Origin of the sequence: Chitinophaga sp. GbtcB8, assembly GCF_019091455.1 — a bacterium.
Taxonomy (GTDB): Bacteria; Bacteroidota; Bacteroidia; order Chitinophagales; family Chitinophagaceae; genus Chitinophaga.
This window is the reverse complement of sequence record NZ_JAGXJN010000006.1, coordinates 1-25320: the sequence shown is the minus strand read 5'-3', so window position 1 is coordinate 25320 and position 25320 is coordinate 1. Positions and strand designations below refer to the sequence as shown.

Sequence of the window (25320 nt, the reverse complement as noted above, 5' to 3'; positions counted from 1 at the left end):
TTACAGCAAAGCTACGTGCAGGGCATAGTTCCACGACAATACTTGTTTATCTAATGATCATACTTTCTTATCCGTTAGTAATCTATTGTATCCCTTTTGATCATTCTAAAAAAAAGGTGCACCACAAATGTGATGCACCTTCGCCTGTTAATTGTTAAGGATCTTAATCCTCTTTTGTTTTCGTATAAAAATTAAGCAAGGGAATATCTACTAACACAGAGAGGCTGAACCGCAGGTAAGTATTGCCTGAATAATCATTCTCAGTAGTGGTTACCTTTCTCAGGTTAGGCCCTACCTGTGCGCCCAGGTTCAGGGAAATGGGGCTTTTCGGCAGGCCCAGTGAAAAGAATAAGCCTGGTGAAAAAACATCCTTCAGCTGAATGGAGGGCACTTCGTTCACCGAATCGTTCTTTACCCGGAAAGCCGCTACTGCGCCCAGGTCCACAAGAGAAAGGAACGCTGAATATGACCAATGCGAACAACCGGTGCTGATGGCTACCCCAATAGGTATGGTTACCCCGTAGGAATTTATCTTCGCGTTCCTGTCGGCCTTAAGACCGCTAATACGTTCATAACCGGCATACAGGCCTGCATAGGCATTCAACGAAACATTGAACGGCGATTCCCTTTTAATGCGGGCGGAGCCGGCCGGCAACGCAAATGCTTCAATAGCATCCGATACTTCCTTCGGTGAGTCTGCATCTGCTACCGTGGCCATAAAAGTACCGTAACGGAAAAAGTTCTTCGTAAGCCCGCTAACCGCCATCTCTTTTTTCAATTGCGCTTCAAGGACTGCTTTCTCCGCATCTGTGATGTCTTTAACAGCCAGTGCATCCTTTAATAGCTTAACCGTTGCCTCATGATATTTATTGCGCACCAGGTCATAGATACGCACTGCATCTGATACTGCAGCGGTATACTGGGCACGGTTAGCATTTACGATGAGTGAAGCGGCAGCATCTGCTGTTTCAAAATACACGGAGAATTTTTGTTCAAGCCCGGGATCCTTCAGCCCTGGCAGCTGCGTTATACGCGTGGCATATTTTAAAAGGTCTACAGATGCCTGGAAGTAGGTATAAAGCTGCTCTATTTTCATAGAATCGCTGCTTTGCCGCTCATAGGTTTTTACCAGGGCATTGAGGCTTTGCGTTTTTATAACCAGGGTTGACAGGTAGTTGAACCATGCTTTAATATCCGCTTCATGGTCTGCCAGGTCATTAATACTTTTCAGTACATTAATAGTATCGCTACCGGTTTTAAAGTTCAGCTGCGTAAACCTGGTTTTGCCGTATTGGTATAACAGTCCTAAAAAATATTTTGCAGCTATCGGGTTGGCTACTAATTGCTGCAGCATTTTAGGCGCAACCCAATAGGCCGTATTGGTTTCACTGGTTTGGTTACGGAGTGAAAAAGAAAGCAGCTGTAAAAGCTCCACTGAGGTTCTGTAATTAGGATTGGTGACCACTCCTGCCGGGGTAAAGGTACAGTTAAATTTATCCAGCAAGGATGCATCATACTGGTCTATGATCTCACCGGGATGCACGCCGTCGCGCAGGCTGTTGGCAAAGTAAAGACCGCTGCGCAGGCTGGCTTCCAGCTCAGGATGCGCGGCAAAGAACAAGGGATGATTATCAATAATAGAAGGCAGGTTGGCTGAGAGCTGCGCAATATCGTTCTTAAAGGCGTTCTGTAAGGTTTGTAAATAGCGGTTGTAATTATAAATGTCATCGCCTACCAGGTATAAGGTGCGCCAGGTGGCGGGAAAAACAGTTTGCAGGTCCCGCAGCTCCGGTTTGGAAATTAAGTCCTGGAACTTTTTAAAGAACGCAATATTCAGCTCCTCTTTCCCGCGTTTAATAATAAAGTCCGTAGCGCCCAATGCAAGATTGGTTACATCCAGCCCGCCAACATTATTCAGCAGGGAGCCTACAAAGTTGTCGCTACCGTGGACGTCGGCGCCATCTATTTTTAACGCTACAAAGATCTGCAGGTGTTTGTTGTCTGCATAAGCAGCCCCTACAGCGGTGGCTGTATTTTTAACATGGGCATAATAGGCCAGTATTTCCTGCGCATCACCCAATGTGGGATTGCCTGCCAGCTTTAATGCATCATTGATCATAGCGCCTACATTAGCAGCAACTGTTGGCGGCTGCCCGGTCCCGGCCGGCGCAGTCACAGGTGCTCCTGGTGCTGCAACGGGAACAACGGCACCACCGGGAGCAGTCCCATAGGCACATTCCCTGAAAATGACCAGGCTATCGTTCAGGTACACTTTCAGCTTAAACATTTGCGCCAGCTGAAAGCCTTCAATTTTCCCGGCGGGAACGGACAATGTAAAATTCAGGCTATGCAAAGAAATGCTATCTCCCCGCCCTACCATGTTCACCAGGTTTATTTTAAGCGCATGGTGACCGGTATCATTCAGCATTAGCTGCCAGGAGCTGTCCAGTTTTATTCTACTAACCTGCAGCTGGCCTTTATAGCTAAAGGCCACATCGGCAAGCGCAGGCCCGTTTACATCTATCTTTAACAGATTTTCATTTTGGGAAAAGGCGGAAAAAAAGGTGCAAACAAACAGCACCACCGTCAGGTAAATTTTTGTCATCAGGCAAAGGATTTTTCCTTATGAAGGTTGAAGAAATTGGACAATTTTATAGCGTAGGTATAGTTCTCATCACCGGCTATGATCATGCCGATGGCGTCATTTTTTTCATCAAATAAAAGCGCGCCTGAATTGCCGGGCTGAGAGATAGGGAGCACAGTATTCAGCCCTTTCTGCAGCACAATTACATCCTGCACCAAACGCGGCTTATCGCGGTAATCCACCTGCACTTCCGGGCAAACGGCGTAAATAATGCCCTTTACAGCCGCCTGCGTTTCCAAATCAAAATAGCGGAGCGTGATATGGTTCTTAATATCATCCGTTTCCACCATGCGGTGTTTAAAGGGCGTGGGCAGCTGCAGGCCGGTGATCAGCCAGTTATTGGTGATAGCGGGCATATTGGGCCGGCAGCGCGCCAGCCCATAATCCAGCGTATTCAGGATACCGCCTGCTTCCAGGTCAGCTATAATGGTGTTAGTATTATTTACAACCAGCGGGTGTTGAATAAAAAGCGCATCAAAATCCGTATCCCCTTTCAGCACATGCCAGCACGACAATACAAAGCGGTCTTTATTGGTAGTATCTTTCAGGATACAGCTCAGGGAACCATGGGTAAGGGCCATGTTATTAAAATTACCCACTGCATGCAGCGGTGCATTGGACTTTGGTATACCCGTTACTTTAATTACCAGCCAGCCCGGTACAGGGTTAATGCCCAACATTACAAGCCGGTCGCTAACCTCCTGCGCTGCCGTGGCTACCGTTACATTTACCTGCACCTTGCAATTCCCGTCATTATCATAAAAGGTAAATACAGCCCGTACCGAAGGCAGGGCTAAAAGCGAAACACGGTATTTCCATACAAATTCATCCTGCACAGTAGCAAATAAGGGCGTTACTTCCGCTGCCATCACTACGGCGGGTGCATTGGCATCCGGTAATACTTTTTTCACCAGCACCTCATTGTCGCTGGGATCGGGCCTTACGCCGGCACCGCGCAGGCTTACCAGTTTCTTTAAAAGATCAAACCAGAAAGGAGCGCCCAGGGAGATCATAAGCGCAGTAAGCAAAAAGCCCAGCAGGCGCAGGTCTTTAAAGGTGTTGCAGATAATATAACCAAGCCGGTTGCCGGTAAAGGGGCCTGTTCCGCGCAGGTAATACACTTCTTCATTCTCCCGTTCAACAACAGGAATGTCTTTAAATTTTTTGCCGGTAAGCTCATTAATGGCCTGCAGGTTCTGTTGCTGCAAAGTGGTAAGTGCAGCATATTCCAGGCTGTCATTGGCCAGCATTTCCTTACGGGCTGCCAGCAGCTTTAACAGGTTATCTTTTTTTTCGCGCAGCCCCTTTAGCTTTGAAGTGTCTTTTATAGTTCCCTGCAATGCGGCCATGATGGTATCCATGATCTGCCGGTCTGTTTGTTTTATTTCCGGCAGCAGTGTTTTTACCGCCCACTTATTACGCTCCTCACTGGCCCGGTGCACGGAGTCGGCCACCCTTACTGATCTTGCAGCAGCGTCCAGCTCCAGCAACCCGTCATACAGCTTTGGCGTTTTTTTATGTACTACTTCATATTTTATAGGAGAGCTTAGCTTGTTAAAATTCCAGCCCAGGCCCAGGAGCAAACCTGCATCATCAATATCACGCTGCACACGCGCATAACCGGAATCCAGTATGGTAGCCCGCCGCAGGCTGTCTTTATCCGTGATCACATTTTCATAAGTGGTATCGTTGGCAATGGCAATGCTCATTTTTACCAGCTCAGACCTTGCCTGCGGATCGCGGGCCAGGAGCTTTGTGATACGGATGGTATCCACATTAAAAAGTATAGATAACGAAAGGCCGATGAGCAGCAGCATGAACTGCATTTTACGCTTGTACCAGCCATTGGTGCGGTCCATGGTTTCATTGTACCAGCGCCGCAGTCCTTCTTTAAAAGCAGCGGTGTTGCCCTTTGCCTCCTGGTAAATGCCGATCACATTTTTTGCCGTACGCTGCTGCATGTGCAGGGTGTTCAGCTTCAGGGCAGAGGCTATCTTTTCATCATCCGTAGTTCCCATGCCCATTTCTATAAGCATGCGGATGAACGTACTTACGAAATATACGTCTGTAAGGTAAGAGGGGCGCGTTTCTGCAAACGGTGAAGGCCGTTCTGCCTTGGCGAGATATTTAATGGAAGGGTGCTCATAAAAACGGCCGGCCAGGCTGCTCTTAAAATTATGATTGGGGAAAAGGAAAAACCACCGTACCGCGTTCACTACAGAGCTCCAGCGATTGCGCCATTTATCCCGCCTGGCATAATAACCATCATTGAGCATTCTTTCCAATGCTACCCGCAGCAAAAGGGAACGCAGGTTAAAGGTGGTTGATAATAACTCGCCCAGGAGGCTGGCCAGCAGGCTGTATAGGAGATAGATCAGGGTGAGCCCTATCACCACATTTAGTACAGGGGAATCGAACATCTGTAAAGGTTAATTTACTGCTGATTGGGATTGTCGGTTATATAGGGATTGAAAAACGGTAACGCTCATAGTCTGCATCTTATCCTGTTACCTGGATAAAAATAGTAATAAAAAACAGAAACCGGTAAAATTATTTGGGGTTATAAAGGCGTAATGCCGGTTAAACCGGCATTACAGGGTGGGATATAATCGTTCTATTTTTTCTTTTGTCAGATCTTTAGGATACTCCACTTCCGGGAATACGTTGCTTTTGCGGGCGCCTATTTCACTATGCACTTTCTGATTAAAAATGCTGTGCAGCTGATTGTAGGTATAATGCACATTGTTATTAAGCTCATACACTGCAACGGTCAGCCCTGCGTAAGCTGCATTCAGCCGTTGCTGCGGCGTACCATGATGGTCAGGGGAATTGTAATAATAATCCCCGGAGGCATAAATGGCATTATAATAGGTTTGGATCTGCGCCCATAACCATTGCTTGGCCAGTCCCATGTAGTAGCCGGAGAAGAAATCAGCTTCCAGCTCCCGGTAAGAGGCTTTTGCATAATCCGTCCATCCTACGGTGAACTGTACACGATGCCCCCATTCATGGGCCAGCACACCATCTACCGGTAAAGGCGAAAGGTTATCGCTGCCTTCTATTTTGCTGAAAGAACGCACCAGGTAGTAGAACATTTCATATCCAAAAAGGATCTTACCATCCGGGCTGGCATATGCGTTACGGTAGTCTGCGCTGCTTTCATACAATACATGTACCTCAGCAGGAATATTATTCCAGAAGCCCTTTTGTATGCTCACTTCTCCTGCAAAGAACTGGTTATTCTGCGCCGACTTAAAATCGTAGGTGTTGGCGGCGCCCATAACGCCGGAATTAGCGTACCCGGATGCATAGCCCAGGCAACCGGCCATGTCTTTGTTCTGTGTTTCCTGAGGTGTTTTGTCATCTTTTTTACTACAGCCGGAAAGCCAGGCAATCAATAACCCGGCAGAAAAAAGGATTAACGTTTTTTTCATGTGAGAACAGGTTTTTAATAAAGAATAACTGCTACGTAATACTGTAATACTCTTGGTTTAGAATGATTGATGTGCCATCGTTTCAAAAATGGTGCCCGGAATGCCTATTCTTTTCATGACCGAATGTGGATGTTCCTGTTTTTTTTATTTTCTTTACAAGTAAATCATTTTATCATGAAATACCGGCTCTTATTGCTGCTGATCTGCTTTGCGCTGCCTGTGCTGGCGCAGGATACCACTACTTACCTGGAGCAGAAAGATATTTTATACAGAAGCGGGGAGCTGACGGATTATATGAAAGAGCGTTGCCGGCTGGATATTTATTACCCGGCTAAACATGCCAATGCACCCGTGATCGTATGGTTCCATGGCGGCGGAATAACCGGCGGCAGCAAAAACATCCCGGAAGAATTGAAGCGTCATAAAATGATCATCATTGCGGCCAACTACCGCCTGAGCCCTAAAGTATCCTGCCCGGCTTATATTGAAGATGCTGCAGCTGCAGTGGCCTGGGTGTTTAGCCACGCAAGGGAATATGGCGGCGATACCGCTAAGATCATTGTATCCGGCCACTCTGCGGGCGGTTACCTGTCAGAGATGATCGGGTTGGATAAGGAATATTTAGCCAAATATAATATTGACGCCAACCGCATTGCAGCCCTGTTCCCCTTTAGCGGGCAGGCTATCACACATTTTACCGTACGCAAGGAAAAAGGCATTCGGGATACACAACCCATCATTGATAAATATGCACCCTTATACCATGTGCGTGCAGATGCGCCCCCCTTGTACCTTTACACGGGTGACCGGGAAATGGAAATGCTGGGACGGTATGAGGAAAATGCCTACCTGGCCAGGATGATGAAGCTGGCCGGCCACAAAAGAACTTACCTGTATGAGTTTGATGGTTTTGGCCATGGAGATATGCCTGGCCCGGGTTTTCTGCTCATGCTTAAACAGCTGAAGGATCTTTGGAAACCCAGGCCATGAGGCCATTATTCAACAGGGCGGAACATTTCCAGCAAATGAGCAATCGCCCGTGGTGAATGTAAGACGGCGGTTTGTTCCAGCGTCATTTGTGTAATTTCAGCAGCTCTTGCGCGCATCTGTTTTTCATAGGCTGCTATGGCAGTGTGTGTATCTGCAAAATCATCACTCAGCAGGCACTCTGCCAGCTCCAATGCATCCAGCATGGCCATGTTCACGCCTTCGCCCGCATAGGGCGGCATCAGGTGCGCAGCATCACCCAGCATAGTAAGGTCCGGCAATGCTTCCCAGGTTTGATCTACCGGCATACAGTATTGCGGGCGGGGTATAAATGCGGAGCCGGCATGTACAAACAGATCGTCCCAGATGGGCGCCCAGCCGGCAAAGGCTGTTTTAAACCAGGCCAGCACCTGCATCTTATCAGCAAAATCGATCCCGCTGTTCTTTACCCAAAATTCATCTGCATTAAAACCTATTAAAAACGAAAGGCTGCCATCACCTTTAGCGCTTAACATCAAAGACTTTTCATCTCCCATTGCAAAGATCTTCCCACCGTTTAACAGCCTGTGAATACCGGGAACAGTAGTTTCGGAATTATACACAGTGCCATCCAGTGCGGTAACGCCCGCATAAAAAGGTTTTACAGCAGTAATGTAAGGACGGATCTTAGAGTTAGCCCCATCTGCTGCAATCACAAGATCAGCATCAGCAGTAGTACCGTTCTTAAATTCAATTTTAATGGAAGAAACCTGCCTTTCCAGTGATGCAAAGTTGCTGTCCCATACCACGGTACCGGGCTGCAATGAATCCAGCAGGATGTTGCGGAGCGGGCCGCGGTCTATTTCAGGGCGGGCGCTTTCACCTTCCTCAATAGCAAATTCATCCAGCAGAATGTTTGCCTGTTTATCTGTAATACACAGCTTATCTGCACCGGGGCGGTAGCTGGCATTAAATGCGTCCATTAAACCGGCTTTACGCAGCGCTTTTAAACCGGAGTCATAATGCAGGTCTAACGTTGTGCCCTGCACGCGTACGTTCCGGTTCACATCCCGCTCATAAACTTTTACGCTGGCGCCATTCATTTGTAAGATCCTTGCCAGCGTTAGCCCGCCCGGACCGCCACCTACAATGGCGATCTGCTTATGCTTAATTGTTTTCATTATGCAGTGTTTTTAAATTATTTCATGATGCCTTTTATTACAGTGGCGCAGCACTCCTGCAGCACCTTTTCTGTAATGATCTGCTTAGGCCGTTCGGTATAGTCAAAGTATTCACTCACCAGCTCCAGCAGCACAGGGAATATCATTGCACGGTATACATCAAAATGAAAGTTCTTAATAGTACCGGCTTTAATATTGGCTGCTATAAAACGGTGAATGGGCGCAAAGAACTGTCCCTGCTGAATGTGCTGCTGCTGATAGGCCTTATTTAATAAAGGCGAGCTTCTGCTATATTGGAGGAGCGCAAAAGCAGGGCGGTTATTTTTCAGGTACTGGAAAGTATTCATCCAGATCTTTTTTACACCGTCGGCAAACTCCATGTGCTCATCAAAGTCTTTTAATACGGCCTGTTCGTATACTTCCAGCACTTCATTAATAAACAGCTTAACCAGGAAATCTTCTTTGTTCTCGTATTTGATATAAATGGTACGGGGTGAAACATTGGCTGCTTTAGCCAGCTTTTGCATGCTTAAATTTTCCAATCCTTCTTTGGCAATAATGTCCAGCGCAACCGTGCGGATGGCTTGCTCTTTTTCTAAATTTTTAGGCCGCATACTGTGTTTTCATTTACATTTCAAAAGTAAGTAAACGTTTATTTACTTACAAATATTTCTACAAACAAGAAATTAAGCTACTATAAATCAACTCGTAATAAATAATATACTATTAGCTTTTGAGGGAATATCCTATTATGCCATTAAGGATAAGCGGTTGTATGCTTTAAGATTAGTTCATTAATTTCACCTCCTTAAACCTATGTCATGAAATTACGCTTGTTAACTTTTATCCTGCTGGTGTCCGGCATTTTTTCAAACGTGTGTTTTGCCCGGCCGCTTGCAGCCGGAGATCCGGCATCACCGGCCGCTACCAACCTGACCATGTTTGGCCGCGGTACTTACCCGGGTGAGGATAGTACTTACGAACATTTAAAACAGTCGGGGTTCACCACCGTGATCCTGTCCAGCTTTTATATACGTTCCAATGGCGACCTGTATTCCGGCGATGATAGCAGAAATCCTATCATTCACGATGGCAAGTATGTGGGCAACCCCGAGTGGCTTAAACGGGTAGCTTCTTTAAAACAGGGTAAAACTTCCATTACCCGGATCGAGATCTTATTTGAGGGCAGATGGTATAACCAGCCGCCGAACACTTATGATTATATAAGGACCTGGGCCAATGATTCAACCGCTCCTGCGGGCGTTGTTACCGGCACCGGCACCAACAGCACCCTGTATAAAATATGTAAGGTATTAAAAGATGCGGTAGGCGTTGATGCTGTCTGTATTGACGATGAATCTGTTTACGATGCGATTTCAATTATACGGTTAGGATCAATGATCGGTAAGCTGAACATGCACATGACCCTGTGCCCGTATACAAAATTTTCCTATTGGAAAGGCATTCTTGACGGATCAAAGAAAGGGCTGATAGATGCCATCTATGTACAATGTTATGACGGCGGCACGCGCAATACGCCCGGCCCCTGGAAAACACACCTGGCCACGGATGTACCCATTTACCCGATATTCCTTTGCCGCGGGGCATTCAGCACCTGCGCCACGGATCATAACAGTAAATCACCGGATGAGATCAAAGCTGAAATGATCCGGTTTAAAAAGGAGTACCCGGGTATGACCGGCGCCGGCATCTGGCAAATGGCGGATGTAAACAAATATGTGAAGATGAATTGTGCTACGCAAATGCCGGAATCCGGTAAAGCTACTACTGTAACGGAGTTCCTGGCAGATCTGAAGAAGAGTTTAACAGAGGAATTGTAGGAGGCATTTTGTTGCAGGGAGTGAACAAGCGGCCGCCGCTAATAGAATAGCGACGGCCGCTTGTTTATTTTACGGTAAAGGAACGTTAACTATGGTTTAAGCTTTGCCCTTTCATACTGCAGCGGCCATTGTATATCATCCTGTAAAGCAGTGGCAGCATGTAATGGGAAATAAGGATCACGCAGGCTTTGCCGCGCTATAAAGATGAGGTCTGCCTGTTCATTGGTTAAAATTTCTTCTGCCTGTTCCGGCGTGGTAATGATGCCTACTGCACCTGTAAGAATGCCGCTTTGTTTTTTAATCTGTTCTGCAAACCCTACCTGGTAGCCGGGTGCAACAGGGATCTTGGCTGCAGCTACATTGCCCCCGGATGAGGCATCTATCAGATCTGCTCCTGCCTCTTTTAAGATCAGGGCCAGCTTTACGGAATCTTCTATGGTCCAGCCACCTTCCGTCCAGTCGGTAGAGGAAATGCGCACAAACAAAGGTTTCCCTTTTTCCCATACCTGCCGCACGGCATGTACTACGGCTACCACTAAACGAACCCGGTTATCAAAAGAGCCGCCATATTCATCTGTACGCTGGTTGCTTAGCGGCGAATAGAACTGGTGTAATAAATAACCATGCGCGGCATGGATCTCAATCACATCATACCCTGCCCGTATGGCACGTGTAGCCGCTGCCGTGAAATCACTGATCACCTGTTGAATGCCAGCCTGGTCCAATGCTAAAGGCGCTTCCTGGCCCTCCTTAAATGGCAAAGCGCTTGCGCTAAAAGTTTGCCAGCCATCTGCCGCATTTGACGGGATCTGCTGCCCGCCTTTCCAGGGTACTTCACAGCTGGCCTTGCGGCCTGCATGCGCCAGCTGAATACCGGCTTTTGCACCCTGCCCGTGCAGAAAAGCTACGATCTGCTGCAGCTTCACACATTGCTCTTCTTCCCAGATGCCCAGGTCTCCATAGCTGATGCGGCCTTCCCGGCTTATGGCCGTGGCTTCCTGCATCACTAATCCTGCACCGCCTACAGCGCGGCTGCCCAAATGCACCAGGTGCCAGTCAGTAGCAAAACCACCTACCGCCGAATACTGGCACATGGGTGATATGGTTATACGATTTTTAAAAGTGGTGTTCCCAATAGTGATGGGCGATAGTAATTTGCTCATGGTCCCTTTGATATTAAAGCCTAATAATAAGACAAATCTTCTAATTATCATGTAGCCGGGACCGGTGCTGCGCTTTCCTTAAAAACAAAACCCGGTAGTATGCTACCGGGCTTTTACCAATAAGTTACCTTCCTTTAATTATTCTACGCAGGTTCTTGCAATTGTGAAAGGACCAGTACCACATTCCACATACCAGGTTTTACAGTTCCTGTCAAAGGTTTCAATGGAACCGCCTTTCAGCGTTTGTTGCCTGTCTTTGCTTAAGCTGGCAATCCGGATCTTCGATAGCGACAGTTTTTTTGATGGGATTTTTTTCATGATGCTTTTTTTAAGGGAAAGGATATAGATTAACTTCCAAAAGTTAGCCCATTTTACAGTGCTTTCCAAGGAACCGCCGTTCCTTTTTCAATAATCATATCATGTGAGCGAAAAGGGGTCAGGTATGACTGAGAATATTCACCAGCTTGCCAAATGGGTCCCGTACAAAAAAACGACGTACGCCCCAGGTTTCATTTACGGGGCCATATGTTATATGAAAACCAGCTTCCTGCATGCGTTTATAAACCACTTCCAGCTCATCTACTTCAATGGACAAATCCGGCACCGGTGTTCCGCTTCCACCTTCTGTAGCAAAACTTATCTGAATAGGCATTTGCTCCCCGGCCCCACATGTGACAATCCAGCCGTGATCCATTACAATATCCAGCTCCAGGGCCTCCCTGTAAAAACGTTGGGCTGCAGCTACATCGGTAGCTGTTATATTAGTAACAATCCGTTTAACTTTCATAGCGTTACGTAAATGGTCCTTGCAAATCTTCAAATTTTAACCCGGAAAACAAAAAGAAAGCGCGGTTTAACAACAAAAAAATAGCCGCTCTGTGGAACGGCTATTGAAAAACATGTTACAATCATAGAATGAGTTACAACAAGGTATAAGGCTATAGGATAGGGATAGTTATCTACTTTTAACGTTGTAAAGATACTGGCAGCGTATCATATCTTTATCACATGTAGATGTTATGGCATGCAGAAAATTTACGCGCGGGCATCTTACCTTAATATGATCTATACACCTCAAAATTAGAAGCTTGCGATCAAAACGAATTTTAATAGTGTCACTCGTACAATTATTATATGCTATTTTGTACAACTAATACCACATGACCGTTCTTTGATGCTCCGCAGCAACGGCCGTGAAAAACATGTTGTACCAAATATTGTTATCTGCAAACGGGGATTAATGAAAAAGTAGTGTGAATATTTTATAAGTGCTGCCGGTTAAAACGCATCGCTGTTGATCTTCTCCTTCAGCTTCATCAGGTCTGCCTTGGCATGATTCATTTTCTTCCGCCACCTGCTTACCTTTTTATTTTCTGATTGCGTTTGCTGCTGTTGCTGCATTTGTTGCTGGGCTACCATATTATTCATATTCGCCGGTGGGTGCTGAGTACGTTGCTGTGCATTAAATTCATCGATCTTTTTTGCAGCAGTGGTATAGCCGGTTTCAATTTTTGTGATCCGGTTCATGTAACGGTTATACTGCTCAATATTAATACGGCCCTGCATCCGCTTGTTTGATAGTATTTGCTTCAGGGAATCCTGCTCCTGCTGAAAATTAAACTTCATGATTGCCGTAGTTCGTGTAAGCGGGCTATCATATGGGTCAAAGGAATAGGCTTTTTTAAACCAGGCACGGAAAGCAGTTTGCAGCGCGCTTACATCTTTACCGGTAACCGCCGGCAGCAGGGTTATGTCCTGTATGTTAGCAGCACTGTCTATCCCCGGCGGACGGCGGTTTTTCACGGCTTGCATCAGCTGCTGCAGCACGCCCTGCTCCTGCAAATAGATCATGAAGTAATTAGAAAGCGCATAATTCACCGTTGCCATACACAGGTTCTTATCTGCGCCGCCGTAAAAGTTATTCCAGTCGTATCCCAGCAGCTCTTCCAGGGAGGGCACGGTCTCTCCTATCTCTGACAGGCGTTTACTGCGAAGATCATCCAGCCGCCAGGTTGTTTTATTCCCCAGCAATACATCATTCTCCCAGTAAGAATTGGAATACAGGCCGGCAATGCCTTCATCCAGCCAGGCCGGAATATCGCCTGCATCGCCACGGATCACTAAATGCCAGAGCTCATGATATAAGGTGCCTATGGTGGATGGATCATCTTCTGCAATACCCAGCAGGCTGAGGTCTGACAGGATGGAATACCCCAGGGCATCATTGCCTATCTTAATATGATGCACCTCCTGCGCAGCAGCCTGCAATGCGGCTTGCGAGGGCAGCAGGTATACTGTTATAAATTTATTCAGCGGCCGCAGGGAATAATGTTGTATGTAAAAATTGTATGCACGATCCAGGCTGCCTGCTACGCTTTCCAGGTTGGCTTCGTTGTAGGATCTGTCTTTGAGCGTAACCAGTATAAACCGTTTGTACACTTTGGCTTCATAGGCCGCCGGTAAAAAGCTTTGCAGCTTTGCCAGCGCTGTATCCGGCTGGTCCAGGTTAAAAATGCGCGCAGCCAGAGCTTCATCAGGCAGCATGTTATCATAGCTCACCAGGGCTTTGTTCTCATAACAGCCCTCCACTATGTAACCGCCTTTACCTATCTTGCCCCGTACACCGGCGCCTGTTTTGGGTAACGGGATAGTCATTGACGTTAGCAAGGTGCTGCCAGCAGCCAGTGGCGCGGGCCTTCCGGGCTGGCAGGCATTTTTCTCCTGCCGTATGAATGCCAGTGAGCCATCGTCCATCGGGTATTTAGCTAAAATATAATCAAACCAGATGCCGGATCTGTCATAATACTTATCCATGCAAAGGCTCTTTGCAATAAAATAATCTACCAGGGCGCATTTACCATACACGCTATCACGCAGGCGGTTGGCTTCCTTAAATACTTCGCCTGTTTTTCCTTCCTGTAAAAGTTTGATGAGCCTTGCACGGTCTACCTGTATTTGTGAAAGAGCCGTTTTGCATGTCAGCATGACGAGGATGAAAATTAAGATCCGCATACGCTGTTTTTTAGGGGTGGGAGGATGCTGCCTGTTCTTTTGTAATAGTAACGGGCAGCTTGTTTATTTTACTGCTGTCTATTTTCCGGGTAGTGCTATCCTGTACATTCATAAAATTGGCGCCGTTCAGGTACAGCGGTACATCATTCACATCTACCTCGCCTTTACTGATAATGCTCACCGACATTAACACAGTACCTAATATGGCAAAGATCACACCTGGTGAGGATGATACTACTTTAAACGTCAATACATCTTTCAGTGAGCCTTCGGTCTGCGTCTGATCTTCCCTTAATTTACCAATAATGAACACCGATCCAACAATAGCCAGGATCATACCGGTGAGGAAGCCCAGGTACTTGGTGTAAATGGTAGACATAGTAATGATGCCCGCCTGGTTGTAACGTTTATTAATAGTATACTCTTCCATACGCGCCAGCACATACAATTGCTGATAGTGAGTATCCCTGGTGATGGCGTTGCCCGTATCTGCAGGGGATGGCAGGCTTTTTTCAAAAATGGAGCGCTCCTGCTGGTATACGAATGTTTCAAACTTTTTCATCCGCGAGGTAGCCTGCACAATAAAAACACCGATCAGCACTGTTGGCAAAAGAATCATCCAGGGGAGCAATTTCAGCTGCCAGCTGGTATCCGGCGGCGCGTTATTGGTTGATGGGGATCCCGGGGGAACATCAGACATAACTAATTGGGGTTTAATTTCTATTAAGGGGTAATAGCTGTACCTAAAGTAAAAATTATAATCCGGATTTCAAAACACGGGTGGCGCGTCATTGTATATTTGCGTATCTTACTACCTCCCCTTCTAAACCGATCTACATGTTCCAAAAAACAAGCTTTGATATTCCGGCCGGCATTACATTCCTGAACTGCGCTAATATGTCGCCACAGCTGAAAGCTGCCACTGACAAAGGTATTAACGCACTCCACAAAAAACAGCACCCCTGGGTATACCAGGCGGCAGACTGGTTTAATGAGCCGGAGCAATTGCGTGCAGCAGCCGCAAAGATCTTTCAAACAGCTGCGGATAATGTGGCGCTGGTACCTTCTGTAAGTTATGGTATGGCCGCAGCAGCCAGGAATATGCAAATAACTGCAGGAAAAAATATTGTGCTGCTGGACCGTGAGTTTCCCTCCAACTATTACGTATGGCAGCAATTAGCGCAGGCGCAGCAATTACACATAAAAACCGTAACGCGGGCCGTTGGCGGGAACTGGACCAATGCCGTGCTGGCCGCAATAGATGAGCAAACCGGGTTGGTGGCCCTCCCACAATGCCACTGGACAGACGGGTCTTTGCTGCACCTGGATGCCATCAGTAAAAAAACACGCGCGCTGGGCATACCGCTGGTGCTGGACCTTAGCCAGAGCCTGGGCGCGTATCCAATTAATATTGATGAAATAGCGCCGGATTTTGCCGTTTGCGCAGGTTATAAATGGATGTTAGGTCCTTATGGACTGGGCTACCTGTATGTTAATCCTGCCTGGCAGGAAAAAGGTATACCGCTGGAATATTCCTGGCTTACCCGCAAAGGCAGTGAAGATTTTACGCAGCTGGTAAATTATACGGAGCATTATAAACCCGGCGCGCACCGCTTTGATATGGGCGAGTATTCACAGCTTAACCTGGCGCCCATTGCGCTGGCAGCAGTGGAACAGCTGAATGAATGGGGTGTACAGCCCATCCATAACTATCTTTCCGCACTTACCGGCAGCATACCCGCGCTTGCCAAACAGCTGCCGTTTGTTCAATGCGAGGATATTGAATATGCAGGCCATATGCGTGGCATTACCATACCGGATGTTGGCTATTTGCAGGCCATTAGAAAAGCGCTCCCGGAAAACAATATCCATGTGAGCTTCCGCGGTAATGCCATCCGTATTGCACCGCATGTTTACAATGATCAGCAGGATATAAACCGCTTGTTTGAATGTTTAGGCAACATTCAATTACCCTAACAGGTCTTTTTTAAATGTGGGCGCCTGCCGCTTGTGCGATGCCTGCTCATATGCATAGGCCATTGCTATCAGCTGCGGTTCCTGGTAGGCAGTTGCAAAAAAGGAAAAACCGGCCGGCAGCCCATGCACCAAACCCATAGGCACTGTAATATGCGGAAAGCCTGAAATAGCAGCGGGCGTGGATAAGGAAGGCCCGTTATCATAATCGCCATTCACCAGGTCAATACAGCAGGCCAGGCCATTTGTAATGCCGGACAAAGCATCCAGCTTATGTTCCGCCATCAGGTCAGCAATGATCTTGCGGGAGCTAAGCGTTTTTTCTTTTGATTCCGTATATTCTTTACTGTTAAGATCTCCTTTGCCGTTGGCCTTGATCAGGGTTTCCTGCTTAAAGAAGGGCATGGCCCTGGATTCATTGGCATTATTAAAGGCAATTACATCCTCCAGCGTACGCACTTTCAGATCTGTACCGGCCAGATAACGGTTCACACCATCCTTAAACTCATACAGCAATACCTGGAACTCAGCCCGGCGTTCAATAGGCTCCAGGGCCTTGAACAGGTCCACCTCCACTACTGTAGCGCCTTGCGCTTCCAGTATGCTGATAGCCTCTTTTAAAAGGCCCAGCAGGCCAGGGTAAACTTTGTAATGCGATTTTTCTATACCAATACGTTTACCTTTTAATCCATTCTTATCCAGAAACTTCGTATAGTCTTTCAGGTATTTGCCATCGCTTTCTTTGGTTACGCCATCTGCCGCATCCACACCGGTAAGGGCGCCCAGTAAAATAGCGGCATCCTGCACGCTGCGGGCCATAGGGCCGGCCGTATCCTGTGTGGCAGAAATAGGAATAATGCCGGAGCGGCTCCATAAACCCACCGTAGGTTTAATGCCTACCAGGCCGTTAATAGATGCTGGTGCTACAATAGAGCCATCTGTTTCCGTACCTATGCTGATGGCGCACAAGTTGGCCGCTGTAGCAGCGCCTGAGCCGGAGCTGGAACCGGAAGGATTGCGGTCCAGGATGTAAGGGCATTTGGTTTGCCCGCCACGGCTGCTCCACGCGCTGGTTGAGTTTTCTGAGCGGAAGTTAGCCCACTCGCTCAGGTTTGTTTTACCTAATAACACGGCCCCGGCTAAACGTAATTGTTTGATAATAAAGGCATCTTCCTTTGCTTTATTACCGGCAAGGGCCAGTGCGCCCGCGGTGGTCATCATCTGGTCGCCGGTATTAATATTGTCCTTTACCAGTACGGGAATGCCATGCAGCGGGCCTCTTACCCTGCCCTGCTTCCGTTCTTTGTCCAAAGCAGCTGCAATAGACAATGCTTCGGGGTTCAGCTCAATTACGGAATTGATCTTAGGGCCCTGGCGGTCCATGGTTTTAATGCGGTTAATATACAGCTGTGTAATGGAAACGGAAGTGGCCTGGCCCTGCTGCATTTTTTCCTGCAGCTGCGCAATGGTTATTTCTTCCAAAGCAAATGCAGGACCAGCGGTAGTGGCCCAGCCGCTTAAGCTGGCCGCGGCTACACCCAGGCTGGTGAGGGAGCCGGCTTGCAGGAATTTTCTCCTGTTCATAGTAGGTTCATTTAGAATTAAAATAAGGAATTTATACCATTATATAGTCGCTATTGTGGCGCAAAAGTTGCATGTACGCTCCTGTATTTAAAACCTGCGGGCCCGCGTTTATGAATAATTTCACTAATTTGGCGGCCGCAAACAATCAACAACAAATGAAAAACCTGATTTTCACGGCAGCATGCCTGTCGCTCTTTAGCTTTAGCGCCTGTAAGCATTCGCAACACACCACTGCTGCTTCCGGCACCGGCGAACTGGAAACTGTACTATCCTTACCGGCCGCTGTAAAAACAGGCAGCCCGGTTATGTTAACCTTTACCGTTAAGAACAATACCGGCAAGGCGCTTACATTCTGCAAATGGCATACGCCTTTTGAAGGCTCAGGAGGCTTTATGGCGGCTTACCTGGATATTACAGATGCTAACGGCGAAAACGCGCAATACAGGGGCGTTATGGCTAAACGGATCATGCCCCCGCCCCCTGCAGCCTACATGAAAGTGCCGGCGCATGATAGTGTAACTACAACGGTGGATATACTGAAAGGATATGCTGTTACCAAACCGGGTGCCTACAAAGTGGTATACCAGGCCGGCGGCATGAGCGGCTTAAATAAAGTGAACGAAGCTACTTTTACGGTAACAGAATAAAGAATTTAAAATATAAAAGTGGAATGCCGTGGTTATTATTCGTGACATTCCACTTTTACATTTAAGATCTTACATTTATTACTTTACATTTTAAGCCTGCGGGCTTTTACTAATTCAAAGCCTGATCGCGCTTAAAATAAATGCTGAAGGTGCTGCCCCTCCCCACTTCGCTCTCCACTTTGGTCATCCCACCTGTAGCATCTACAATCTTTTTCACCAGGTATAACCCAATGCCGGTACCATCTATGTCATGATGCAGGCGCTTATAAATGTTAAAAACGTTATACAGCTTACTTTTTTCTATTCCGATCCCATTATCCTTTACCTGTAGCACCAGGTAGCCATTTTCCGGGTAGCTGCTGATATGCAGCTGCAGAGTACGGCCAGAAGCCGCGAATTTTACCGCATTACTGATCAGGTTATACAGGATGCTGCGCAGGTTCTTTTTTGAGAAAAGCAGTTGCTTTTCCTTCAGGTCTTTAAAAATGGTAGCCCCCGCAGCCGCTATTTTATCCTGGATGCTGAAAAGTACTTCTTCCAGCACTTCTGCTATGTTCACCATCTTTGCGTCTTTCAGCATTTCGCTTTCTACCTTACCTATTTCTGCCAGCTCCCGCAGGTTCTCCTTAAAATTGATAATAGACGTTTGTATCATGCTGGCATATAAATTCACGTCGGGGTCCTGCATGTCCAGCTTTTCATTCAGCAATTTCATCAGCCCTTCTATGCTGGTTAAAGGCCCCAGCAGATCATGGGAGGCGGAGTGCACAAAATTGTCCAGGTCTTCATTGATGCGTTTCAGGCTCTGGTTGGTACGGTTCAGGTCCGACTGGGCTTTTTTCAGCTCCGTTATTTCATTAAAGGAAATAATAGCGCCGTCCTGCTGATTATCAGACTGCCGGATGTAAGGCATGATCATCATCTGGTACCAGTGGCCGTTCTCCGCTTCCACTTCTCTTGACAGGGGCTGCCCGGTACTGATCACCGCCTTTATATCCGGCTCCATAGTGCTGCTCCTGATATTATTGGTAATATTATGGATAGGCCGGCCAATATCACTTTCCCGCAGATTAATGTGATGGACGGCAGCCGGGGAAAATTTCTTCAGCAGCAGGTCTTTATCCACAAACAGCTGCCCGTTCAGGTTACTGCGGAAATAATTGTCCATATCATCATTCAGCACGATCAGCTCTTTGATCTTCAGCTGGTAATCCGCGTTAATGGTTTGTAGCTCTTCATTTACAGATTGCATTTCCTCATTGGCGCTTTGCATTTCTTCATTGGCCGATAGCAGCTCCTCATTAAAGGACTGCATATTTTCATTGGAGGCTTCCAGTTTTTCCAGTGACTCCTGCAGCCGGGACTTGGTTTCCTGCAGCTCCTCTTCCAGGCTTATTACACCGGAGTCCAGGTATAATTGCTGATCAAACGCCAATGCCGCCGGGCCTTCTGCTACCGCCGCTTCTTCTTTAAAAAGCACTAACAGCAGCTGTACCCCGGTTTCCCCGGTGCTCAGGGGCCTTATTTTCATGGTCACCACTTTTGCATGCGTATGATCCGGGATGGGTATACCCGTTACCGTTACCGGCTCATTTTGCTTCCAGGCTGTACGGGAAGCGGAAATAAAGGCTACGGCCAGCAATTTGGGCAACAGCTCCATCAGGTTAAAGTTGAAGATCTTTTGCAGTAGGAAATTGTTGACCTTCCCAAAAGATCTTACAACAGTATTATCCTGATCTACACAAATACCTGCACAGTTGCCCTCTTCCATCAGGATTTCGGTTATTTCTTCCATCAGGTTGTTTTTTTTATCTGTTCTGCCGGTTTTTTTAGACTGCGTAAGCAATGCTGTCTGCGGGTTAGGCACCAGGGAAGGAGTAAACATATCAAACCGCACCAGCTTAGAGGATGCCTGGTTGCGGTATATTTTCCATTTTTTACTGATCTCGTCAAGGTGAGGCATCAGCATACCGGGGTTTTCACTGGAGCCCAGGAACAGAAAACCGTTCTGCCGCATGCCAAAATGCAGCATGGACAATGCTTTGGCTTGCAGGGTTATATTCATGTAAATGAGCAGGTTCCGGCAGCTGATCAGGTCCATATTGCAATAGGGCGGATTCTTTACTACATTATGTTGCGCAAAGATCAGCATTTTGCGGATGTGCTGTTTAACACGGTAGGTATTACCCTCTTTTATAAAATACTGTTTCAGTCTTTCCGGCGATATTTCATTGGCAATATGTTCAGCATATATGCCTTTGCCGGCATAGTCCAGCGATCCTTTATCGATGTCGGTAGCAAATACCTTTACATTAATTGTTTTATGGGCAGCGGCCAGCTGTTCATAAAGCAGAATGGCCAGTGAATACGCCTCCTCGCCGGTAGCGCATCCAACTACCCATATCTTTATTTCATCCTGATCATTTTTAGCCTTGATGATCTCAGGCAGCACGGCGCTTTCAATAATATCAAATGCCTCTGCATTTCTGAAGAAAGCGGAAACACTGATCATAAAACTTTTGGCCAGCGTTTCAACCTCATCGGAGTGTGCCTGCAAATAGTGGTAGTAATCATCCGCCTGCTCAAAATTATGATAGGTCATCCGCCGTTTAATACGCCGCAATATGGTGGTAGGCTTATAATCTGAAAAATCGAATGGTAATCTTTCCCTTATCAGGTTAATAACCGCCAGCACACTTTTTTCTTCCAGTATGCTTTTAGCGACAGAAGTAGCATCATGCCCGTTGTTATTGATATACTGCGTTATCACAGGCGGCATATCTTCCGGTAAAAGAACATGGTCTACCGCCCCAGTAGCGATGGCGTTCATAGGCATACTGCTGTATTGCGCAGCAGCAGGGTCCTGTACCATTACCAGGCCGCCGGCCTTTTTAATATTCATAATCCCTTCACTGCCGTCATCACCGGTGCCGGATAAAACAATGGCAATGGCCTTGCGGCCGCAGTCAACAGCCAATGCATTGAAGAATGTATTGATCGTTTTATGCGGCAAACCGGACTTTTCCTTATTGCGCAGCAGCAGGCGTCCGTTATAGATGGTCATATACTGCTGGCTGGGGATCAGGTATACCTCGTTCGGCTCCACCAGCATTTCGTTGGTTGCCTCGCTTACCTTTAACACGCTGTGTTTCGATAATATTTCCACCATCCGGCTTTTATAATCCGGGGAAAGGTGCTGTATAATTATATAGGATGCGTGGTCCTGAAGAGTATGATCAAAAAAAGAATGCAGCTCTTCAATACCACCGGCAGAAGCGCCTATGGCAATAATAAAATGTTGACCCTGATCACTGTGACTTTTCATGCTTGGAAATTAAGGAGGCATACACAACTGCGGATCCCGGTACAATATAACTAATGTAGGAATAAACAACTTTCTACAGATCCGTCAGCAAAAAATTGGCTATTGATCATTGTTGCAGTAGCAAGAGAGAGTAAAAGCAAAGACTGCCCGGTGTATGCAACCGTACCAATTTAGGCAAAATAATTCACATCCCGTTCAATAAAAACCACTGCGGCCTGAGTAGCGGGCAACAGCAAATGATTAGTTTGAATATAACCGGTGGATGGTAATATCAGAACAGTACGCTCTACATCCTATCCGTTTGTTCATGATCATACCCGGCTATTTAATCGGGCTTTGGAGAGCCGAAATGCTCCTAAATGAAAAAGGCTATTACTTTACCATTTTAATGCCTGGTGGCCTTACATGAAAAACCCGCCAGGGGTTGAGGCCCGGCAGGTTCTTTCCTGATTGCATGGTTCCCGTATGCTATTTTTCTGCTATAACTTTTACATTCTTTAATGCCGAGCTATCTCTTACTTCCTCGCTGGCGGTTTTTACAATCACATCGTTCAGGGCTAAGTCGCCAAAGATCTCCGTTCTGTTATCCACGCGGCGGCCGGTTTTTACCGGCACCCAGTCAGCTTTATTGCCAGCTACTTTTATTACGTACACACCTTGTGTTGAATTCAGCACTGCGCTGGAAGGCACCACAAAAGCAGCGGCATCCTCACTGGTTAAGGGAATAGATACTTCTGCCACCATACCGGGCAGCAGCTTCTTTTCCTTATTCTCTACATCCATTTCTATGCTTTGTGCACGCAGGCGCTCATCCAGCACGCCGGACAAACGGGTTATCTTAGCTTTGAACTTTTGATTAGGTAAGGACTTAGCGGTAAAATCCACCTCACTCTTATTACCCAGGTAACCAATATATGCTTCAGGCACGCTTACCACTAAACGTAATTTCTTTTGCTCCTGCAGGGTAAAGATCGGCAGGTCTGAACCCTTGCCGGCCGGGCCTACATACGCACCGGCGCTCACATTCCTGCGGCTGATAACACCACTGAAGGGAGCGCGGATCTCCAGGTAATTACGGTTAGCCCCTACTTCGTTATAAGATGCTTTAGCCGCATCCAGCTGCGCCAGGTCTGACTTTTGTTTGGCAAAAGCAATATCCAGGTCGTTCTGCGAAACAGTGCCCGGCGTTTTGCTGGTTTCCAGCAAACGGTCATAAGTAGCTTTGCTGGACAGGTAAACTGCTTCCTGTGATTTCAGGCGGGATTCTGCGCCAGACAGCTGGGAGTTCACTTCCGGTGCTTCCATGGTTACCAGCAGCTGCCCTGTGCTTACTTCACTACCTACATCCACATACAGCTTTTTCACAAAGCTGCTTACTTTGGCATACAGATCCACACGCTGAAAAGCAACCAGCTCACCGGGTATCTGAATGGAGGATGACAGCTCCCCTTTTTGCAGGTTAAAGGCTTCCAGCGCCGGTGCAGCGGCAGCTGTTTCCTTCGGTTTCTCATTCTCTGCCTGTGAAGAACCGCAGCTCTGCAGGATCACCGCCAGTACCGCTACTGGCAAAAGCAGCAGGGCGCTTTTTGATATTCGTTTCATCCGCATATTTTTTGTCTTTTTAATCTGGCCGGATGGAACTCCGCATATCCATGTCCCTGTGTGAGAAATGTTTATCATGCTTCGTTTCATAAAATGAATTTTATTCGCTTTTATATTCTCGCTCATAATTTTATGCTTTTACAGGTATAAAGTGAATGCTGTCCGCATCTTCCGGATCCAGGGATACGCTTTGGGTAGTGGTTCTGCCCTGTCCCCATGCAAATGCCAAAGGCAAAATAAACAGCGCCGCAAAGGTGGAGGCTATCAGCCCGCCAATTACCGCACGGCCCAAAGGTGACGACTGGTCGCCGGCTTCACCCAGGCCGCTGGCCATAGGTATCATACCTGCCACCATTGCCAGGGCGGTCATCAGGATGGGACGCAAACGCAGGGCAGCAGCCTCTTTGGCAGATGTTAGCGCATCCCCGTTGTGTACGCGGATCTGCTCCGCATTGGTGTTCAATAATCCCGCGTTGGTTATAGATACCCCTACAGACATGATCATCCCCATGTAAGACTGCAGGTTCAGCGTAGATCCGGCCAGCATCAGCAGGGACAGGGAGCCTAACAGCACGGCCGGCACCGTAGCCAGTACAATGGCAGATACTTTGAAAGACTGGAAGTTAGCTGCCAGCATCAGGAATATTACCACAATGGCTACTATCAAACCGCTTTGCAAACTATCCAGTGTATCCGTTAACGTGCTGCTTAAACCTATCAGCTCCACGTTTAACCCGCGGGGTAAGTCACCCAGGGAGGCAATGGCCTTACGCACATCATCAGAAGCATCTCCAAGATCTTTATCACTCAGGTTAGCCGTTACCGTTAATATCGGTAAGGATCCCAGGTTATCATTTTCACCGTAGGTACGGTCCGGCGTAATGGTAGCCACATCGCTCAGGATGGGGCGCGCCGCGTTGCGCAACAGCGGAATTTCACCTATATCATTCCGGCTGGTGATCTGGTTTTCCGGCACCTGCACCTGTACGTTATAACTCAGGCCGGCACGCTCATCTACCCAGATATTCTTTTCCGTTAAACGGGATGAGGAGGTGCTGGCTATCAGGGAACGGGTTACATCATTCAGGTCCACTCCCAGCTGCGCAGCACGTATCCTGTCAATGTTAATGTTCATGGCCGGGTAGTGGATAGACTGGCCCAGCTGCACATCGCGCAGGTAAGGGATCTGTTTTAATTTCTCTATCATCTTTGCCGCATACTGCTCATTCAGCTTTTTATTACGGCCGGCAAAACGTACTTCTATAGGGGTGGGCGATCCCTGGCTCAATATTTTATCCGTTAATTCTATCGGCTCAAAAGAAAGCTGTACCTGCGGGTCTATGCTGTGCATGCGGTCCCGGATCTTATCTTTCAGCCCATCCAGGTCGGTTTTATAATGCCCGCTTAACGCTACCTGCAATACCGCTTCATGCGGGCCTGCCATCCATAAAAAGATGGGCGCTGTGGAAAACAGCTGCGGGTGCAGGCCCACAAAGGCAGAGGTAATGGACACGTTCTCCTTCCCTACTATATCATTCACCGCATTGGTAAGCTGTATGGTCTTCTTCTCTGTTTCTTCAATACGGGTACCATCCGGCGCGCGCATACGTACCTGGAACTGGGAGCCATTCACCTTTGGCAACACATCACGCCCAATGTTGGTAATAAGCAGGTATACGATACCCGAAACTATCAGCAGGTAAGCGGTTACAATGGGTTTGCGGTAAGGCATCATCCTGTCAATAAAACGTAAATACCGGTTACGCAGCTTATCAAAGCGGCTCAGCTTTCCGTTGTTATGGCCACCGGGATGTTCTACCAGCGCTTTCTTCTGGTCCCAGGTGCTTTCACCTGCATGCGGGCCGGAAGCTTCAAATTCTTCCTGCTCTGTAAGCGGCTTGCCATCCGGGCCTTTATGATGTTTTACCTTCATGATCCAGTTGGCCA

At 47.3% G+C, this 25320-nt stretch carries 19 protein-coding genes; 5 read left to right on the top strand and 14 right to left on the bottom strand.

Annotated elements, in window-relative coordinates:
• Positions 1-163 precede the first annotated feature (163 nt).
• The 3 genes from KVT36_RS08555 to KVT36_RS08545 all read right to left on the bottom strand — a co-directional run bounded on the left by KVT36_RS08555 (position 164) and on the right by KVT36_RS08545 (position 6078).
• On the bottom strand, positions 164-2605 hold the full coding sequence (locus KVT36_RS08555; RefSeq protein ID WP_217603076.1) for a hypothetical protein: 2442 nt from the start codon (positions 2603-2605) through the stop codon (positions 164-166).
• A complete protein-coding gene (locus KVT36_RS08550) occupies positions 2605-5064 on the bottom strand; it encodes a hypothetical protein (RefSeq protein ID WP_217603075.1) in 2460 nt (819 codons plus the stop codon). Before KVT36_RS08550 ends, KVT36_RS08555 begins: the two co-directional genes overlap by 1 nt.
• Before the next feature lie 171 nt (positions 5065-5235).
• Complete coding sequence (locus KVT36_RS08545; protein ID WP_217603074.1) at positions 5236-6078, bottom strand: neutral zinc metallopeptidase; 843 nt, start codon at positions 6076-6078, stop codon at positions 5236-5238.
• 174 nt (positions 6079-6252) lie between these two features.
• Here KVT36_RS08545 and KVT36_RS08540 point away from each other — a divergent pair, with 174 nt between their 5' ends.
• Entirely contained in the window at positions 6253-7068 is an 816-nt protein-coding gene (locus tag KVT36_RS08540; RefSeq protein WP_217603073.1) for an alpha/beta hydrolase, read from the top strand.
• 5 nt (positions 7069-7073) lie between these two features.
• Here the strand turns inward: KVT36_RS08540 and KVT36_RS08535 are convergent, their stop codons facing one another.
• Positions 7074-8225: an NAD(P)/FAD-dependent oxidoreductase gene (locus tag KVT36_RS08535; protein ID WP_217603072.1), complete on the bottom strand. Its 1152-nt coding sequence runs from the start codon at positions 8223-8225 to the stop codon at positions 7074-7076.
• A 17-nt stretch (positions 8226-8242) separates the two neighbouring features.
• Positions 8243-8839: a TetR/AcrR family transcriptional regulator gene (locus KVT36_RS08530; protein WP_217603071.1), complete on the bottom strand. Its 597-nt coding sequence runs from the start codon at positions 8837-8839 to the stop codon at positions 8243-8245.
• A gap of 207 nt (positions 8840-9046) precedes the next feature.
• On the opposite strand from KVT36_RS08530, the gene KVT36_RS08525 reads away from it, so the two are divergent.
• On the top strand, positions 9047-10066 hold the full coding sequence (locus tag KVT36_RS08525; protein WP_217603070.1) for a hypothetical protein: 1020 nt from the start codon (positions 9047-9049) through the stop codon (positions 10064-10066).
• 89 nt (positions 10067-10155) lie between these two features.
• Here KVT36_RS08525 and KVT36_RS08520 read toward each other — a convergent pair whose 3' ends face one another.
• From KVT36_RS08520 to KVT36_RS08500, 5 genes are all read right to left on the bottom strand, one after another.
• Positions 10156-11229, bottom strand: coding sequence for an NADH:flavin oxidoreductase/NADH oxidase (locus tag KVT36_RS08520; RefSeq protein ID WP_217603069.1), 1074 nt, complete (start codon positions 11227-11229; stop codon positions 10156-10158).
• Between the two features lie 138 nt (positions 11230-11367).
• A complete protein-coding gene (locus KVT36_RS08515; RefSeq protein ID WP_217603068.1) occupies positions 11368-11547 on the bottom strand; it encodes a class I lanthipeptide in 180 nt (59 codons plus the stop codon).
• 118 nt (positions 11548-11665) lie between these two features.
• Entirely contained in the window at positions 11666-12016 is a 351-nt protein-coding gene (locus KVT36_RS08510) for a VOC family protein (RefSeq protein ID WP_217603067.1), read from the bottom strand.
• A 491-nt stretch (positions 12017-12507) separates the two neighbouring features.
• Entirely contained in the window at positions 12508-14214 is a 1707-nt protein-coding gene (locus KVT36_RS08505; protein ID WP_217603066.1) for a hypothetical protein, read from the bottom strand.
• A 37-nt stretch (positions 14215-14251) separates the two neighbouring features.
• Positions 14252-14941, bottom strand: coding sequence for a hypothetical protein (locus tag KVT36_RS08500; RefSeq protein WP_217603065.1), 690 nt, complete (start codon positions 14939-14941; stop codon positions 14252-14254).
• A gap of 137 nt (positions 14942-15078) precedes the next feature.
• Here KVT36_RS08500 and KVT36_RS08495 point away from each other — a divergent pair, with 137 nt between their 5' ends.
• A complete protein-coding gene (locus KVT36_RS08495) occupies positions 15079-16218 on the top strand; it encodes an aminotransferase class V-fold PLP-dependent enzyme (RefSeq protein ID WP_217603064.1) in 1140 nt (379 codons plus the stop codon).
• Here KVT36_RS08495 and KVT36_RS08490 read toward each other — a convergent pair.
• The gene (locus KVT36_RS08490) at positions 16210-17799 is read right to left on the bottom strand and encodes an amidase (RefSeq protein WP_217603063.1); all 1590 of its coding nucleotides are present in this window, start codon (positions 17797-17799) and stop codon (positions 16210-16212) included. The two genes, KVT36_RS08495 and KVT36_RS08490, sit on opposite strands and share 9 nt — an antisense overlap.
• A 155-nt stretch (positions 17800-17954) precedes the next feature.
• On the opposite strand from KVT36_RS08490, the gene KVT36_RS08485 reads away from it, so the two are divergent.
• Positions 17955-18446, top strand: a complete 492-nt coding sequence (locus tag KVT36_RS08485; RefSeq protein WP_217603062.1) for a hypothetical protein — start codon at positions 17955-17957, stop codon at positions 18444-18446.
• Between the two features lie 109 nt (positions 18447-18555).
• On the opposite strand, the gene KVT36_RS08480 is transcribed toward KVT36_RS08485, so the two are convergent.
• Complete coding sequence (locus KVT36_RS08480) at positions 18556-21771, bottom strand: CheR family methyltransferase (protein ID WP_217603061.1); 3216 nt, start codon at positions 21769-21771, stop codon at positions 18556-18558.
• Positions 21772-22033: 262 nt separating this feature from the next.
• On the opposite strand from KVT36_RS08480, the gene KVT36_RS32975 reads away from it, so the two are divergent.
• Complete coding sequence (locus KVT36_RS32975; RefSeq protein ID WP_368670011.1) at positions 22034-22180, top strand: YiaA/YiaB family inner membrane protein; 147 nt, start codon at positions 22034-22036, stop codon at positions 22178-22180.
• Positions 22181-22239: 59 nt separating this feature from the next.
• On the opposite strand, the gene KVT36_RS08470 is transcribed toward KVT36_RS32975, so the two are convergent.
• Positions 22240-23373, bottom strand: a complete 1134-nt coding sequence (locus tag KVT36_RS08470) for an efflux RND transporter periplasmic adaptor subunit (protein WP_217603060.1) — start codon at positions 23371-23373, stop codon at positions 22240-22242.
• Between the two features lie 130 nt (positions 23374-23503).
• Positions 23504-25320, bottom strand: a 1817-nt coding sequence (locus KVT36_RS08465) for an efflux RND transporter permease subunit (protein WP_217603059.1), incomplete at its 5' end; no start/stop codon positions are given.